The following is a 14825-nucleotide window of genomic DNA, read 5'->3' as shown; positions in this document are numbered from 1 at the left end:
AACTGAAAGGAACGAAAAATCAGTTAGCTAGCGGTAGGCGGCGATACAGTTCAATCATGTCTTCGGCCAAATCCTGAATCACCATCGCGTTCATCAGGTGGTCCTGGGAGTGTACGGTAATCAAGTTAACCGGCAGTTTGCCAGAGCCTTCATCTAACCCGATAAGTTGGGTCTGAATTTTATGCGCATGTTTCACAAACTCACGAGACTCTTCCATCGCTTGTTGAGCTGCTACGAAATCCCCTTTACGGGCCATTTGCAGAGCTGTCAGTGCCTGGCTGCGCGCGCTACCGGCATTAACCAACAATTCCATGATAATCGTTTCTAAATCATCCACGTCTTATGACTCCATCATTTTCAAAGCTTTCTCGAGCACAACATCGCCTTTCATCATGCCGTAATCCATCATGTCGATAACAGCAACCGTTTTACCCATCGGCTCTGCAATCGCTTGAAGCTTGGCGTGTTCGTATTTAACCTGTGGACCCAGCAGCACGATATCGGCGGTGTCGATATTGTCTTTAAATTCTGCAACCGGCACTGCCTTGATTGAGACTTCAATACCTTTCTTCTGAGCGGCGTCCTTCATACGTTGGACCAAAATGCTAGTCGACATACCCGCTGCACAACACAAAACGATATTCTTCATAGATCTGCTCTCAGTGTCCGTTGGATACACAGATAATTATCCGTGACGCCCCGGTACAACAACCGCTTTGCAGTGATTGTGTGTGAGGTGTCACAAAAGAAACTTAGATAGACTGAAACCGGTTACATTTTGCGTTTCCAGCCAAGTCAGCCTGATTAGCTAAAATGAACTCTCCCCAGAAAACTATCCCAATCTTTCCACACAGGTTGTAAGCCTGAGCGTGTTAATGCCTCAGCTACTTCCACCGGAGTGCGCCCGTCGTGCGGTGCAAACTGCTCAAGCTCAGGGTGATTATCGGCGTACCCTCCGGGCTGAGTTTTAGAGAACGCACTCACATTGTTGATGGCGAGTGGGATCATATGATCCCGGAACCACGGTGATTCACGAGTAGAAAGTGAAAGCTCGACATCGGGAGAAAGCAGGCGAAACGCGCATATCACCTGCACCAGTTGGCTTTCTGTCATTACCGATGCCGGTTCTACGCCGCCTGCACAGGGGCGTAATCGCGGAAATGAAATCGAATAACGGCTTTGCCAGTAGTTTTGCTGAAGCCATAGTAAGTGCTCTGCCACCATAAAACAGTCGGTGCGCCAGCTGTCCGATAAACCAATCAACGCGCCGAGACCTATTTTATCTATCCCCGCGCGGCCAAGCCTGTCCGGCGTTTCCAGGCGCCAGAAGAAATCCTGCTTATTTCCGCGCAGATGATGCTGCGCATATACCGCCTGATGATAGGTTTCCTGGTAAACCATCACACCATCCAGACCGAGGGTTTTCAGTTCGGCGTATTCATGCTCGTCCAATGGCTGCACCTCCATTTGCAGCGAGCTGAACTGGCGGCGAATGGCCGGAAGATGCTGCCGGAAATAGTCCATTCCCACTTTAGTTTGGTGTTCGCCTGTCACCAACAGCAAATGCTCAAAGCCTAGTTTGCGAATCGCCTCGCACTCTCGCCCAATCTCTTGTTCATCCAGCGTTTTACGTTTGAGCTTGTTACTCATCGAAAAACCGCAATAAGTACAATCGTTAGCGCAGAGATTCGAGAGATAAAGCGGCACATAAAAACTCACCGTGTTACCAAAACGCTGGCGGGTTAATTGCTGTGCGCGCTGGGCGAGCGGTTCGAGATAGTAGCTGGCGGCAGGGGAGAGCAGTGCCATCAGGTCGTCGCGGGTGAGTTTGCGTGCGCTCAATGCTCGCTCCACATCGGCTCCCGTTTTGCTGTTGATGCGAAGGGTTATATCGTCCCAGTCCAGTTCACGCCAACGGTCGGTGAAGGTTTGTGCCATCACAAGACCTCCTGGCTGAATTGCAGAAACTGGGTTAACGGGCTGGAAGCTTGCGCCTGCTGGTGGCGTGCTCCTAAACCTGATTGAGCGGCAATTGCTCCTGCTTCAACGGCCATGCGGAAAGCGTGGGCCATTTGAATGGGATCTCGCGCAACTGCAATGGCGGTATTCACCAGTACCGCTGAAGCACCCAATTCCATGGCTTCAGCGGCATGGCTTGGCGCACCGATGCCTGCATCAATTACAACCGGCACGCGAGCCTGGTCGATAATAATTTCTAAAAACGCGCGGGTTTGTAAGCCCTGATTCGAACCAATTGGCGCTCCAAGCGGCATGACCGCCGCGCATCCCGCGTCCTCCAGTCGTTTGCACAAAACCGGATCGGCACCGCAATAAGGCAATACCACAAAACCCAGTTTGACGAGCTTCTCAGCCGCTTTCAGCGTTTCGATGGGATCGGGCAGCAAATAGCGGGTGTCGGGGTGGATTTCCAGTTTTACCCAATGCGTACCAAGCGCTTCACGGGCCAGTTGAGCGGCAAAAATCGCTTCTTCCGCCGTTTTGGCTCCGGATGTATTCGGTAGTAACTGCACGCCCGCTTCAAGCAATGGCGCGAGGATCGCATCGTTATGGTTACGCAAATCGACACGTTTCATTGCCATTGTCACCAGTTGGGAACCGGAGGCGCGAATGGCCTCGACCATCACCTGCGGCGAAGAGAATTTCCCGGTACCGGTGAATAATCGTGACGAGAAAGTTTTATCAGCAATCTGTAGCATGTTAACCCCCGGCTATGGCCTGAAAAAGCAAGATTTTGTCGCCATCATTCAAGAAATGTGTCTCCCATTGCTCGCGTGGAACGATAGTCTGGTTGATGGCCAGTGCGATCCCTGGCCTCATTAAACGCAACTGTTCCAACAAATTTTCCAGCGTCAGGTTATCTGGGCAATGCATTGGTTCGTCGTTAAAGTGGATGTGCATCTAGCCCTCCGCATACCGGGCAATTAGCTGCTTTTTGCATTGCGAGGGAGCGCCAGCTGTGTTGGCGGGCGTCGAACAGGCGCAAAGTCCCGGCAGCGGGAAGCATGCCACTTATCACTTTTATGGCTTCAAGTGCCTGCAATGTTCCCATGACTCCAACCACCGGGCCGATAATGCCTGCGGTGCGGCAATTGCGTTCCGGTTCGTGTTCATCAGGCCAGACGCAGCGATAACAGCCGTTTTCCCATGGTGGCGTAAGAACCATCAGTTGCCCGCCAAACCCCACCGCGCTGGCGGAAATCAACGGTTTGTTATGCGCAACGCACGCAGCGTTAATCCCATGCCGCGTCGCCATGTTATCGCTACAATCGAGCACCAGATCGGCGTTCTTTACCGCTATGTTCAACGTTTCTCCCGCTAAACGCTCGCTAATAACCTGGAGCGTAATATCCGGGTTAAGCTTCTGAAGATGGCGTTGGGCGGCCAGCGATTTCGGCTGTTCCAAATCCTGAGAGGTAAACAGAATCTGGCGCTGTAAATTACTGATATGCACGTTGTCATCGTCGGCGAGAATCAAAGTACCCACGCCCGCAGCAGCAAGATATAACGCGGCTGGTGAACCTAGCCCGCCAAGCCCGACGATTAAGACTTTGCTGGCGAGCAGTTTTTGCTGCCCTTCAATAGCGATGTCTTCCAGCAACAGCTGGCGGCTGTAACGCATGAAATCTGCATCATTCATCGCCAGCTCCCACAAGTTCAAGAAGCTGAGCGGTAGCCGCTCGCCAGTCGGCGGCCTGTGTGATTGCGCTGACGACCGCGACACTTCCAACGCCCGTTGCGAGTACAGCAGGAACGCGCTCAATGCTTATTCCACCGATGGCGACAGTCGGGTAATCGCCCAGCGTTTTGATGTGGGCTGCGAGTTGCGAAAGCCCCTGTGGAGCGGACGGCATCTGCTTGGTTTGAGTTGGAAAAACATGCCCCAACGCGATGTAAGAAGGGCACGCCATTAGTGCGCGATCCATTTCCATATTGTCGTGTGTTGAAAGCCCGAGGCGCAGGCCGGCATCGCGAATGGCATCCAGATTCGCCACATCCATATCTTCCTGGCCCAGGTGAATACCGTATGCGTGATGCTTTATCGCCAGTTGCCAGTAATCGTTAATAAACAGACGCGCTTCATAGCGTTTGCCAAGTTCGATAGCCGCCGCAATATCGGCTTCCACTGCTTCGTCGCTTTTATCCTTGATGCGCAGTTGAATGGTGCGCACGCCAGCTTCAAGCAGACGGGCAATCCACTCAACGCTATCCACCACCGGATACAAACCCAGGCGTTGGGGAACGGCTGGAAATGCAGTTGTGTTCATCACACTTCCTCCTGACGCAGATAAATTTCGCCACCTTTTGCCCGGAAGGATTGCGACATATCGTCCATGCCTACTTCTATGGCTTGCTTAGCCGCGAAATCGCGGACTTCCTGGGATATTTTCATCGAGCAGAATTTTGGTCCGCACATTGAACAGAAGTGCGCGACTTTGCCGGATTCCTGCGGTAGCGTTTCATCGTGATAGGCGCGAGCGGTGAAGGGATCGAGAGCCAGGTTAAACTGGTCTTCCCAGCGGAATTCAAAGCGGGCTTTCGACATGGCGTTATCGCGGATTTGCGCTCCAGGGTGACCTTTTGCCAGATCTGCGGCATGCGCCGCAATTTTGTAGGTAATCAGCCCCTGTTTCACATCTTCTTTATTCGGCAGGCCGAGGTGCTCTTTTGGCGTGACGTAGCACAGCATCGCGCAGCCGAACCAGCCAATCATGGCCGCGCCAATCCCTGATGTGAAATGGTCGTAACCGGGCGCAATGTCAGTGGTCAACGGGCCAAGAGTGTAGAACGGCGCTTCGTGGCAATGCTCTAGTTCTTCGGTCATGTTGCGGCGGATCATCTGCATCGGCACATGTCCCGGGCCTTCAATCATTACCTGTACATCGTATTCCCAGGCAATTTTGGTCAACTCGCCAAGCGTATGCAGCTCAGAGAATTGCGCTTCATCGTTGGCATCCTGAATGGAGCCAGGGCGCAGGCCGTCACCCAGTGAGAGTGAAACGTCATAAGCGGCACAGATTTTGCAAATTTCGCGGAAGTGTTCATACAGGAAGTTTTCCTGATGATGCGACAGGCACCATTTCGCCATAATCGATCCTCCGCGTGAAACAATTCCGGTCAGGCGTTTGGCGGTCATCGGCACATAGCGCAGCAAGACTCCGGCGTGAATAGTAAAGTAATCCACACCTTGCTCGGCCTGTTCCAGAAGTGTGTCGCGGAACATTTCCCAGGTCAGGTCTTCGGCGATGCCGTTTACTTTTTCTAGTGCCTGGTAGATTGGCACGGTGCCGATTGGCACAGGGCTATTACGCAAAATCCATTCGCGGGTTTCGTGGATATAGCGGCCGGTAGAAAGATCCATCACGGTGTCTGCGCCCCAGCGCGTTGACCAGACCAGTTTTTCCACTTCTTCTTCAATGGAGGAGGTGACCGCTGAGTTGCCGATATTGGCATTCACTTTGACAAGGAAATTACGGCCGATAATCATCGGTTCCGATTCGGGGTGGTTGATGTTGGCAGGGATAATTGCCCGGCCTGCGGCGACTTCGTCACGTACAAACTCAGGGGTAATATTTTCCGGCAGGCGCGCGCCAAAACCCTGCCCTGGATGCTGGTGGCGTAACACTTCATCGCGAACGCGTTCGCGGCCCATGTTTTCACGGACGGCGATAAACTCCATTTCCGGCGTCACAATTCCCTGACGTGCATAGTGCAGTTGTGTAACGATTTTCCCAGCTTTAGCGCGCTTAGGCGTGAGTTGTGTTTCAAAACGCAATTCGTCCAGGCCGTCATCAGCCAGGCGCTCTTTGGTATATGCAGAGCTACGATCGGTCAGTGTTTCGCAATCATCACGCTCGCTAATCCAGCTTTCACGCAGTGGTGGAAGCCCGCGCAGAACGTCGATACTGATTGCCGGGTCGCCATACGGACCCGAAGTGTCATACACCGGTATCGCATCGTTAGGGGTGAACAGAGGATTTTCTTTCGTACCGCCCGTTGCTGTTGGGCTGAGTTGAATTTCGCGCATCGGTACGCGGATATCATCGCGTGAGCCAGTGAGATAAATGCGTTGGGAATTAGGGAAAGCAGTACCTTCCAGCGTATTGATAAAATGCTGGGCAGCAGCGCGTTGTTCGCGGCGGTTTGGTTTTTTTTCAGTAATAGACATAGCTCATTCCAGTAAATATCAAGGAGTGGCTTGTCAGAACAACGGAGGAGTAATGAATGTGGGGCGCCCGCGTACGGGTGAACCCAAAAGCAGAATTACTCTTGTTCCCTTCGCAGGTATTAGCCTGATCAGGTTCCGCGGATCCCGAATTAACGGTCTCAGCCGGTGTTCAATTAAACACTCGGCACTCCGACAAGATAAACCCGTATTGCTACGGGTCGTTATGTAAACTACTCGTTAACAGCGCAGAACTCAAGCCGGACGTGCAAGGCTGCCGGTATCGTTAGCACTGTCATTTATATCGTGGTCGTAAGCTAACTGAATGAGTTTATCTTCCAGTGAAAAACGTGATTCCAGCGCTTCACCGATGCCGGATAACGCTTTCTGGAACTCAATATAGTTATCATCATCGATAGCACTTTCGAGATGCGAATCGTAAAAATCCATAATGTGCTGGGTGTTGGCTTCAAGCTGCGGATAAAGATGAGTTGCGGCTAAAAGTGGGCTGCTACCTTCCATTTCGCTGATAATGCGTTCATAAATATTGAAATGACCGGCAGAAAGATAATCCACCAAATTATGGCAAAAGTTATCCAGAGCCTTTTCATTGAGCGCGGTATGGGATTCCTTGTTAGGCTTGATCCCAACCATATTGTAATAAGCCACCAATAAATGTTTGCGGGCATGTAGCCATTGGTCGATTAACTCATTACTACCACCGACGCGCTCAGTCAGATTTTCTAACTGGTTAAGCATGATTGACTCCGTGATTCCGTGAGTAAAAGATGTAACGCAAACGTACCCAAAATTGTTACGACCATTTGTTTATACCAGCGAACTCGGGGATGTGCACCAGGTTATGGAACGTGTAATTCAAAAGTTAGATCAGGGCTGGTTTATCGTCAGTCATGAACAAAAATTGTGGTTGCCGAAAGGTGAGCTACCTCACGGAGCGGCACAAGATTTTCAGCTTGATGGTGCGGTTGGGATGTCTATCGGCGAGTGGGAAAATGAGCCGGTGTGGTTAGTGCGGCAACATCGCCGTGCGGATATGGGCTCAGTGCGCCAGGTTATTGACCAGGATCCAGGGTTATTTCAACTTGCTGGTCGTGGCGTGCAGTTGGCGGAGTTCTATCGCTCGCATAAGTTTTGTGGCTACTGTGGCCATGAAATGCACGTCAGCAAAACCGAATGGGCGATGCTGTGTAACCATTGTCGTGAACGCTACTATCCACAAATTTCACCGTGCATCATCGTGGCTATCCGTCGTGACGACCATATCCTGCTTGCTCAGCACACACGCCATCGCGGTGGGGTTTATACCGTGCTGGCCGGGTTTGTCGAAGTTGGAGAAACCCTCGAGCAGGCAGTGGCGCGTGAGGTGATGGAAGAGAGCAGCATTCGCGTGAAAAACTTACGTTATGTCACCTCGCAACCCTGGCCGTTCCCGCAATCGCTGATGACCGCGTTCATGGCGGAATATCACAGCGGTGACATTAAAATCGACCCGAAAGAGTTAATTGATGCGGGCTGGTATCGCTATGACCAACTTCCGTTATTACCGCCACCGGGTACGGTGGCTCGTCGCCTGATTGAAGACACTGTCGCCCTGTGTCGGGCAGAGTATGAATGACGTGGTAAACTGGCGGAATGTATTTAGAGTTCCAGCCAAAGGAAATGCAAAATGACTGAACTGAAGAACGATCGTTACCTGCGGGCGCTGCAACGCCAGCCTGTAGATACCACGCCAGTATGGATGATGAGGCAGGCAGGTCGTTACTTGCCAGAATACAAAGCGACACGTGCGCAGGCCGGCGATTTTATGTCGCTGTGCAAAAACGCTGACCTGGCTTGCGAAGTGACTTTGCAGCCGCTGCGTCGCTACAAGCTTGATGCGGCGATCCTCTTCTCCGACATCCTCACCGTGCCGGATGCGATGGGGCTTGGCCTCTATTTTGAAGCGGGTGAAGGCCCACGTTTCCGCTCGCCAATTACCAGCCGTGCTGATGTTGAAAAGTTGCCAATTCCCGATCCGGAAGATGAACTGGGCTATGTGATGAACGCGGTGCGTACTATTCGCCGTGAACTAAAAGGCGAAGTGCCGCTGATTGGTTTCACCGGCAGCCCATGGACGCTGGCAACCTACATGGTCGAAGGCGGCAGCAGCAAAGCGTTTACCGTGATCAAAAAGATGATGTATGCCGACCCGCAAGCGCTGCATCTTCTACTCGATAAGCTGGCGCAAAGCGTCACGCAGTACCTGAATGCGCAAATCAAAGCGGGCGCACAGTCGGTGATGATTTTCGATACCTGGGGCGGCGTGCTGACCGGGCGTGATTATCAGCAGTTCTCTCTCTACTACATGCATAAAATCATCGATGGCCTGCTGCGTGAAAATGAAGGCCGCCGAGTGCCTGTGACGATGTTCACCAAAGGCGGCGGTCAATGGCTGGAAGCAATGGCTGAAACGGGATGTGATGCGCTGGGGTTAGACTGGACGACTGACATCGCCGATGCTCGCCGTCGCGTCGGTCATAAAGTGGCGTTGCAGGGCAATATGGACCCATCCATGTTGTATGCACAGCCGGCACGCATTGAAGAAGAAGTGGCGACTATTCTGGCTGGGTTCGGTAAAGGTGAAGGCCACGTGTTTAACCTGGGTCATGGCATTCACCAGGATGTTCCGCCAGAACACGCGGGTGCATTTGTTGAAGCAGTGCACCGTTTGTCGAAGCCGTATCACGAGTAAGGATCAGTGATGGATCTTGCATTCTTGCGCGCACAACAAATCGAACTTGCTTCACAGGTGATCCGTGAGGATCGTCTTGAGCAGGATCCTCCCAGGTTAATCGCCGGGGCTGACGTTGGGTTTGAGCAGGGCGGTGAGGTTACACGAGCCGCCATTGTATTATTGCAATATCCTTCCCTTGAACTGGTTGAATATCAGGTGGCGCGTGTCGCCACCTCAATGCCTTATATCCCCGGTTTCCTCTCGTTTCGCGAATATCCTGCACTGCTTGCCGCTTGGGAAATGCTGTCGCAAAAACCAGATCTGCTTTTTGTTGATGGCCATGGTATTTCGCACCCACGGCGTTTGGGCGTAGCCGCCCATTTTGGCCTGCTGGTGGATGTACCGACGATTGGCGTTGCCAAGAAACGTCTGTGTGGGAAGTTTGAACCGTTATCTGAAGAACCTGGTTCATGCCAGTTGCTGAGCGACAAAGGTGAAGCGCTTGCGTGGGTGTTACGCAGTAAAAAGCGCTGCAATCCGTTGTTTGTCTCCACAGGTCACCGTGTAAGCCTTGATACGGCCTTGCTATGGGTGAATCGCTGTCTGTTGGGTTACCGCTTACCTGAACCCACTCGCTGGGCAGATGCTGTGGCATCGGGTCGCCCGGCTTTCACGCGCTGGCAAGCAATTCAGGGGTGATTAAGGTAAACTGCCGCTAATATTCCGTCTTTGAGACATCGCTATGTTACAAAACCCAATCCATCTGCGCCTGGAGAAACTGGAAAGTTGGCAACATGTCACTTTCATGGCTTCTTTATGCGAACGTATGTATCCGAATTACGCCATGTTCTGCCAGCAGACTGAATTTGGTGATCCTCAGTTGTATCGCCGTATTCTCGACTTGATTTGGGAAACATTGACGGTCAAAGATGCGAAAGTAAACTTTGACAGCCAACTCGAGAAACTCGAAGAAGGCATTCCGTCTGCCGACGACTATGATATTTACGGTGTCTACCCGGCGATTGATGCATGCGTTGCGCTTAGCGAATTACTTCACTCACGTCTTTCAGGGGAAACTCTGGAACATGCCATTGAAGTCAGTAAGGCATCAATCACCACGGTTGCCATGCTGGAAATGACCCAGGCTGGTCGTGAAATGACCGACGAAGAGCTCAGAGCAAACCCGGCTGTTGAAGAAGAATGGGACATCCAATGGGAGATTTTCCGCCTGTTGGCTGACTGTGAAGAACGCGATGTTGAGCTGATCAAAGGGCTCCGCGCGGACTTGCGTGAAGCGGGTAGCAGCAATATTGGTATAAATTTGCAGCAGTAAGACAGCAAAACGTGACTTACAGTCCGAATTGTCACCCCTGAAGGCTTCCAATTAGCCCCCCGTCTGGTCTACATTTGTGGGGCGAAAAAAAGTGGCTATCGGTGCGTGTATGCAGGAGAGTGCTTTTTTGGCATTTCCGTCGCACTCGATGCTTAGCAAGCGATAAACACATTGTAAGGATAACTTATGAACAAGACTCAACTGATTGATGTAATTGCTGACAAGGCTGATCTGTCTAAAGTACAGGCTAAAGCTGCTCTGGAATCCACCCTGGCTGCAATTACTGAGTCTCTGAAAGAAGGTGATGCTGTCCAACTGGTTGGTTTCGGTACCTTCAAGGTAAACCACCGTGCTGAGCGCACTGGCCGCAACCCACAGACTGGTAATGAAATCAAAATCGCCGCAGCTAACGTGCCGGCATTTGTTTCAGGCAAAGCACTGAAAGACGCTGTTAAGAGCTAATAGTGTCAGTGAACAGTTTTAGCAGAGGGGCGTTTACGCCCCTTTTGTTTGTCTGCCGTCCTTTGGGCGTGCTGGCAGGCACAGTGCTGCTAATGGCATGCAGCAGCCAACCTCCTATCCCACCATTTACCGCGAGCGGTTATATTGCCGATCAGGGTGTGGTGCGCATCTGGCGTAAAGACAATAGCGATGATGGCAGCATCCATATGCTTGCGGTGTTTAGTCCGTTGCAGAAGGGGGTGACGTCTAGCAATGATTACCGTTGGCAGGGCGAGCAACTTGTCTCAATTGAGATGACGATTCAGAGCCAACCTCCAGAGCATGTAAAAGTACGTTTTGACGATCACGGTGAGCTGAGCTTCATGCAGCGTGAAGTGAATGGTCAAAAGCAGCAGCTTTCTAATGACCAAATCGCCTTATATCAGTATCAGGCGAGTCAGACTAAAGCGACCAGCGAAGCATTGCGCATTGGGCGTGTTGTGTTGCGACAGGGCCGCTGGCACAGCAATGGCACCGTGACAACCTGTGAAGGTGAGACAATCGAGCCTAAACTCGACAGCATATCGCTTACTCATATTGCGAATCGGCAGCGTCATTCATCAATGGATGTCAGTATTGCCTGGCTTGAAGCGCCGGAAGGATCACAGCTGTTACTGGTTGCGAACCAGGACTACTGTAGCTGGCAGCCTAAACCTACTACGTTCTAAATAGAAAAACCGCCACGAGGGCGGTGTTAAATATCACTGCGAGTTTCGAGTCTTACTTCGCGTTTTCACGCTCAATAGCACGATAGCCAATATCTGAACGGCTGAAACTGCCATCCCAATGGATATCCTTCATAAGCTCATACGCACGTTGCTGCGCTTGTGCGACAGTGTCGCCTAAGGCGGTCACACACAGAACGCGCCCACCGTTAGTCACAACCATATCGTCTTCACGCAATTTCGTTCCGGCGTGGAACACCTTGCCGTCTGCGACTTCTTCAAGTGGCAAACCATGAATTACATCACCGTTACGGTAATCAGCAGGGTAGCCGCCAGCCGCCATCACCACACCCAGAGATGGGCGCTCATCCCACTTAGATGTCGTCACATCAAGCTTGCCATCACATGCAGCGAGGCACAGCTCAACCAGATCTGATTGCAGGCGCAGCATGATTGGCTGGGTTTCAGGGTCGCCAAAGCGGCAGTTAAACTCGATAACCTTCGGGTTACCTTGTTTGTCGATCATCAGCCCTGCATAAAGGAAACCGGTGTAGGTATTCCCTTCAGCCGCCATACCGCGCACGGTTGGCCAGATAACCAGGTCCATTGCACGCTGGTGGACTTCATTAGTCACTACCGGAGCCGGGGAGTACGCACCCATGCCGCCAGTATTCGGGCCGGTATCACCATCGCCAACCCGTTTATGATCCTGGCTGGTGGCCATCGGCAGCACATTCTTACCGTCAACCATCACAATGAAACTGGCTTCTTCACCATCAAGGAACTCTTCCACCACGATACGGTGCCCGGCGTCGCCGAATGCGTTACCCGCCAGCATATCGTTAACGGCGGCTTCGGCTTCAGCGAGCGTCATCGCCACAATCACGCCTTTGCCTGCAGCCAGACCGTCGGCCTTAATCACAATCGGCGCGCCTTTTTCACGGACGTAAGCCAGTGCAGGTTCCACTTCGGTGAAGTTCTGGTATTCAGCAGTTGGGATTTTATGGCGAGCCAGGAAATCCTTGGTGAAGGCTTTGGAGCCTTCTAACTGCGCAGCACCCTGAGTTGGGCCAAAGATTTTCAGGCCAGCCGCACGGAAGGCATCAACCACGCCAATCACCAGCGGCGCTTCTGGGCCAACAATCGTCAGGTCGATTTTTTCGTTTTGTGCAAAACTCAACAGCGCGGGAATGTCCGTCGGGCTAATCGCCACGTTCTGCAAAGCAGGTTCCAGAGCCGTGCCCGCATTGCCTGGAGCAACAAATACCGTGCGCACTAATGGTGACTGTGACGCTTTCCAGGCCAGCGCGTGTTCGCGACCGCCATTGCCTATTACTAATACTTTCATTTATAGACGCTCCAGGATTAATGGCGGAAGTGGCGCATGTCGGTAAAGATCATGGCGATCCCGTGTTCGTCAGCGGCGGCGATCACTTCGTCGTCGCGGATTGAACCGCCAGGCTGAATAACACAGCTCACACCAACTGCCGCTGCGGCATCAATACCGTCACGGAATGGGAAGAAGGCATCGGATGCCATTGCGGAGCCTTTTACTTCCAGGCCTTCATCGGCAGCTTTGATACCAGCAATTTTGGCGGAGTAAACACGACTCATCTGACCGGCACCTATACCAATAGTCATATTCTCGCGGGCATAGACAATCGCATTGGACTTCACGAACTTCGCTACTTTCCAGCAGAACAGCGCATCACGCAGTTCTTGGTCGGTTGGCTGGCGCTTGCTGACAACACGCAGGTCTGCGGCAGTAACCATACCCAGATCGCGATCCTGTACTAACACACCGCCGTTAACGCGTTTGAAATCCAGACCCGGAATACGCTGCTGCCACTGGCCGCAAGTCAGAACGCGAACGTTTTGCTTAGCCGCTGTGATCTTCAGCGCTTCGTCGCTGGCTGATGGCGCGATAATCACTTCGACGAACTGGCGGGAGATAATCGCCTGCGCGGTTTCGGCATCCAGTTCACGGTTGAACGCGATGATGCCGCCGAATGCAGAAGTTGGGTCGGTTTTATAGGCGCGGTCGTATGCATCTAATAAGGAATCGCTGACAGCCACACCGCATGGGTTGGCATGCTTCACGATAACGCAGGCAGGTTCGCTAAACTCTTTCACACATTCCAGCGCGGCATCGGTATCAGCGATGTTGTTATAAGAGAGCGCTTTGCCCTGAACCTGAGTTGCGGTGGCAACGGAAGCTTCTTTAATTTCTTCTTCTATATAGAAGGCTGCTTGCTGGTGGCTGTTTTCACCGTAACGCATATCCTGCTTCTTAATGAAGTTCAGGTTTAGCGTGCGAGGGAAGCGGCCGGAAGGATCTTTGCTTTCGCCATGGTAGGCAGGAACCATGCTACCGAAGTAGTTGGCGATCATGCTGTCGTAAGCGGCGGTGTGTTCGAAAGCCTTAATAGCCAAATCGAAACGTGTCTCGAGCGTCAGAGATCCTTCATTAGCATCCAGCTCGCTAATAATCGCTTCGTAGTCGCCGCTCTTTACTACGATTGCCACGTCTTTATGGTTCTTCGCCGCGGAGCGCACCATGGTTGGGCCGCCGATATCGATATTCTCTACCGCATCTTCTAAAGAGCAGCCTTCGCGGGCAACAGTCTGGGCAAACGGATAGAGGTTGACGACAACCATATCGATTGGGGAGATAGCGTGTTGTTCCATGATCGCATCATCCTGGCCGCGACGACCCAGAATGCCGCCGTGGACTTTTGGATGCAGGGTTTTGACGCGTCCATCCATCATCTCCGGAAAACCGGTGTAGTCAGAGACTTCGGTTACCGGCAGGCCAGCTTTAGCCAGCAGATGAGCGGTTCCGCCAGTGGACAGCAGCTCCACGCCACGTTGGGAGAGCGCCTGGGCGAATTCGACGATACCGGCTTTGTCAGAAACACTGAGCAGAGCGCGGCGTACAGGACGACGTTGTTGCATGGTTTGATCCCTTAGCTTTGGTTCGCATATAGAAGAGCGTTAGCTGAATTTTAGTTATTTTCCCTAAAACTCAGCTAACGCCCCAAAACGGGGCGTCCATTTATTGCGGGTGCATTGTAGCGAAAACGTTTGCGTCACGCTCGCAAAATTTAGGACTTCATCACGAATGTGGATAACTTTGTGCACAACTGCGTATAAGGCGGGGTTTTGCTGGGGATTGCAGCAGTCAGTCAAATTAACGCATATTTAGGGTTGCAGCCTCAAGAGAACTCCCTATAATGCGCCTCCATCGACACGGAACATGTGAACAACATCACAGAGTAACGGCGGCGATGAGAGTCAAATATCCTGAAATTAAGGGTTGACTCTGAAAGAGGAAAGCGTAATATACGCCACCTCGAGTTAGCAAGCGAAAGCGCGCAACTCACTGCTCTTTAACAATTTATCAGACAA

17 protein-coding genes and 1 riboswitch are annotated in these 14825 nt (G+C 52.1%); of the genes, 6 read left to right on the top strand and 11 right to left on the bottom strand.

The window, feature by feature from the left end; all coding sequences use genetic code 11:
* Positions 1-19 precede the first annotated feature (19 nt).
* The 9 genes from LVQ76_RS21615 to rsd all read right to left on the bottom strand — a co-directional run bounded on the left by LVQ76_RS21615 (position 20) and on the right by rsd (position 6943).
* Positions 20-337, bottom strand: a complete 318-nt coding sequence (locus tag LVQ76_RS21615) for a PTS lactose/cellobiose transporter subunit IIA (RefSeq protein ID WP_232905472.1) — start codon at positions 335-337, stop codon at positions 20-22.
* Between the two features lie 3 nt (positions 338-340).
* Positions 341-649 (bottom strand): PTS sugar transporter subunit IIB, encoded by a 309-nt coding sequence (locus tag LVQ76_RS21610; protein WP_034461506.1) that lies wholly within the window; start codon positions 647-649, stop codon positions 341-343.
* A gap of 155 nt (positions 650-804) precedes the next feature.
* Complete coding sequence (gene thiH, locus LVQ76_RS21605) at positions 805-1938, bottom strand: 2-iminoacetate synthase ThiH (protein WP_232922445.1); 1134 nt, start codon at positions 1936-1938, stop codon at positions 805-807.
* A complete protein-coding gene (thiG, locus tag LVQ76_RS21600) occupies positions 1938-2717 on the bottom strand; it encodes a thiazole synthase (protein WP_232866939.1) in 780 nt (259 codons plus the stop codon). Before thiG ends, thiH begins: the two co-directional genes overlap by 1 nt.
* A gap of 1 nt (position 2718) precedes the next feature.
* Positions 2719-2919, bottom strand: coding sequence for a sulfur carrier protein ThiS (gene thiS, locus LVQ76_RS21595; RefSeq protein ID WP_232922444.1), 201 nt, complete (start codon positions 2917-2919; stop codon positions 2719-2721).
* A complete protein-coding gene (locus LVQ76_RS21590; protein ID WP_232922443.1) occupies positions 2903-3658 on the bottom strand; it encodes a HesA/MoeB/ThiF family protein in 756 nt (251 codons plus the stop codon). Before LVQ76_RS21590 ends, thiS begins: the two co-directional genes overlap by 17 nt.
* A complete protein-coding gene (thiE, locus tag LVQ76_RS21585; RefSeq protein ID WP_232922447.1) occupies positions 3651-4286 on the bottom strand; it encodes a thiamine phosphate synthase in 636 nt (211 codons plus the stop codon). The genes LVQ76_RS21590 and thiE overlap by 8 nt, the downstream gene beginning before the upstream one ends.
* Positions 4286-6187 (bottom strand): phosphomethylpyrimidine synthase ThiC, encoded by a 1902-nt coding sequence (thiC, locus tag LVQ76_RS21580; RefSeq protein ID WP_232922442.1) that lies wholly within the window; start codon positions 6185-6187, stop codon positions 4286-4288. The genes thiE and thiC overlap by 1 nt, the downstream gene beginning before the upstream one ends.
* An 88-nt stretch (positions 6188-6275) precedes the next feature.
* Positions 6276-6389, bottom strand: a riboswitch (TPP riboswitch).
* A gap of 50 nt (positions 6390-6439) precedes the next feature.
* On the bottom strand, positions 6440-6943 hold the full coding sequence (rsd, locus tag LVQ76_RS21575) for a sigma D regulator (RefSeq protein ID WP_232866930.1): 504 nt from the start codon (positions 6941-6943) through the stop codon (positions 6440-6442).
* A 103-nt stretch (positions 6944-7046) separates the two neighbouring features.
* Between rsd and nudC the strand changes: the two genes are divergently transcribed.
* The 6 genes from nudC to LVQ76_RS21545 all read left to right on the top strand — a co-directional run bounded on the left by nudC (position 7047) and on the right by LVQ76_RS21545 (position 11420).
* Positions 7047-7820 carry an NAD(+) diphosphatase gene (gene nudC, locus LVQ76_RS21570; RefSeq protein WP_232922441.1) on the top strand — a complete coding sequence of 258 codons (774 nt, stop codon included), beginning with the start codon at positions 7047-7049 and terminating at the stop codon, positions 7818-7820.
* A gap of 51 nt (positions 7821-7871) precedes the next feature.
* On the top strand, positions 7872-8936 hold the full coding sequence (hemE, locus tag LVQ76_RS21565; RefSeq protein ID WP_232905467.1) for a uroporphyrinogen decarboxylase: 1065 nt from the start codon (positions 7872-7874) through the stop codon (positions 8934-8936).
* Between the two features lie 9 nt (positions 8937-8945).
* A complete protein-coding gene (gene nfi, locus LVQ76_RS21560) occupies positions 8946-9617 on the top strand; it encodes a deoxyribonuclease V (RefSeq protein WP_232922440.1) in 672 nt (223 codons plus the stop codon).
* Between the two features lie 43 nt (positions 9618-9660).
* The gene (locus tag LVQ76_RS21555) at positions 9661-10251 is read left to right on the top strand and encodes a YjaG family protein (protein WP_154155978.1); all 591 of its coding nucleotides are present in this window, start codon (positions 9661-9663) and stop codon (positions 10249-10251) included.
* Between the two features lie 186 nt (positions 10252-10437).
* Positions 10438-10713 carry a nucleoid-associated protein HU-alpha gene (hupA, locus tag LVQ76_RS21550; protein WP_034492331.1) on the top strand — a complete coding sequence of 92 codons (276 nt, stop codon included), beginning with the start codon at positions 10438-10440 and terminating at the stop codon, positions 10711-10713.
* An 8-nt stretch (positions 10714-10721) separates the two neighbouring features.
* Positions 10722-11420 (top strand): DUF1481 domain-containing protein, encoded by a 699-nt coding sequence (locus LVQ76_RS21545; protein ID WP_232922446.1) that lies wholly within the window; start codon positions 10722-10724, stop codon positions 11418-11420.
* Positions 11421-11472: 52 nt separating this feature from the next.
* On the opposite strand, the gene purD is transcribed toward LVQ76_RS21545, so the two are convergent.
* Together purD and purH are read right to left on the bottom strand one after the other, a co-directional pair.
* A complete protein-coding gene (purD, locus tag LVQ76_RS21540) occupies positions 11473-12765 on the bottom strand; it encodes a phosphoribosylamine--glycine ligase (RefSeq protein WP_232866919.1) in 1293 nt (430 codons plus the stop codon).
* Between the two features lie 17 nt (positions 12766-12782).
* Positions 12783-14372: a bifunctional phosphoribosylaminoimidazolecarboxamide formyltransferase/IMP cyclohydrolase gene (gene purH / locus LVQ76_RS21535; protein ID WP_232922439.1), complete on the bottom strand. Its 1590-nt coding sequence runs from the start codon at positions 14370-14372 to the stop codon at positions 12783-12785.
* Between the last annotated feature and the right edge of the window lie 453 nt (positions 14373-14825).

It is taken from the genome of Buttiauxella cochleicola (genome assembly GCF_021283185.1).
In the GTDB taxonomy this organism is placed as follows: Bacteria; Pseudomonadota; Gammaproteobacteria; order Enterobacterales; family Enterobacteriaceae; genus Buttiauxella; species Buttiauxella massiliensis.
The sequence above is the reverse complement of the archived record's forward strand: the minus strand, read 5'-3'. Positions and strand labels throughout refer to the sequence as shown.

What these genes read in the sequence shown, in the direction of transcription:
- thiE (WP_232922447.1), bottom strand. Translation starts at nt 4,286, where the DNA reads ATGAACACAACTGCATTTCCAGCCGTTCCCCAACGCCTGGGTTTGTAT.
- purH (WP_232922439.1), bottom strand. Translation starts at nt 14,372, where the DNA reads ATGCAACAACGTCGTCCTGTACGCCGCGCTCTGCTCAGTGTTTCTGAC.
- LVQ76_RS21610 (WP_034461506.1), bottom strand. Translation starts at nt 649, where the DNA reads ATGAAGAATATCGTTTTGTGTTGTGCAGCGGGTATGTCGACTAGCATT.
- thiH (WP_232922445.1), bottom strand. Translation starts at nt 1,938, where the DNA reads ATGGCACAAACCTTCACCGACCGTTGGCGTGAACTGGACTGGGACGAT.
- thiS (WP_232922444.1), bottom strand. Translation starts at nt 2,919, where the DNA reads ATGCACATCCACTTTAACGACGAACCAATGCATTGCCCAGATAACCTG.
- hupA (WP_034492331.1), top strand. Translation starts at nt 10,438, where the DNA reads ATGAACAAGACTCAACTGATTGATGTAATTGCTGACAAGGCTGATCTG.
- LVQ76_RS21590 (WP_232922443.1), bottom strand. Translation starts at nt 3,658, where the DNA reads ATGAATGATGCAGATTTCATGCGTTACAGCCGCCAGCTGTTGCTGGAA.
- rsd (WP_232866930.1), bottom strand. Translation starts at nt 6,943, where the DNA reads ATGCTTAACCAGTTAGAAAATCTGACTGAGCGCGTCGGTGGTAGTAAT.
- LVQ76_RS21555 (WP_154155978.1), top strand. Translation starts at nt 9,661, where the DNA reads ATGTTACAAAACCCAATCCATCTGCGCCTGGAGAAACTGGAAAGTTGG.
- purD (WP_232866919.1), bottom strand. Translation starts at nt 12,765, where the DNA reads ATGAAAGTATTAGTAATAGGCAATGGCGGTCGCGAACACGCGCTGGCC.
- thiC (WP_232922442.1), bottom strand. Translation starts at nt 6,187, where the DNA reads ATGTCTATTACTGAAAAAAAACCAAACCGCCGCGAACAACGCGCTGCT.
- hemE (WP_232905467.1), top strand. Translation starts at nt 7,872, where the DNA reads ATGACTGAACTGAAGAACGATCGTTACCTGCGGGCGCTGCAACGCCAG.
- nudC (WP_232922441.1), top strand. Translation starts at nt 7,047, where the DNA reads ATGGAACGTGTAATTCAAAAGTTAGATCAGGGCTGGTTTATCGTCAGT.
- nfi (WP_232922440.1), top strand. Translation starts at nt 8,946, where the DNA reads ATGGATCTTGCATTCTTGCGCGCACAACAAATCGAACTTGCTTCACAG.
- thiG (WP_232866939.1), bottom strand. Translation starts at nt 2,717, where the DNA reads ATGCTACAGATTGCTGATAAAACTTTCTCGTCACGATTATTCACCGGT.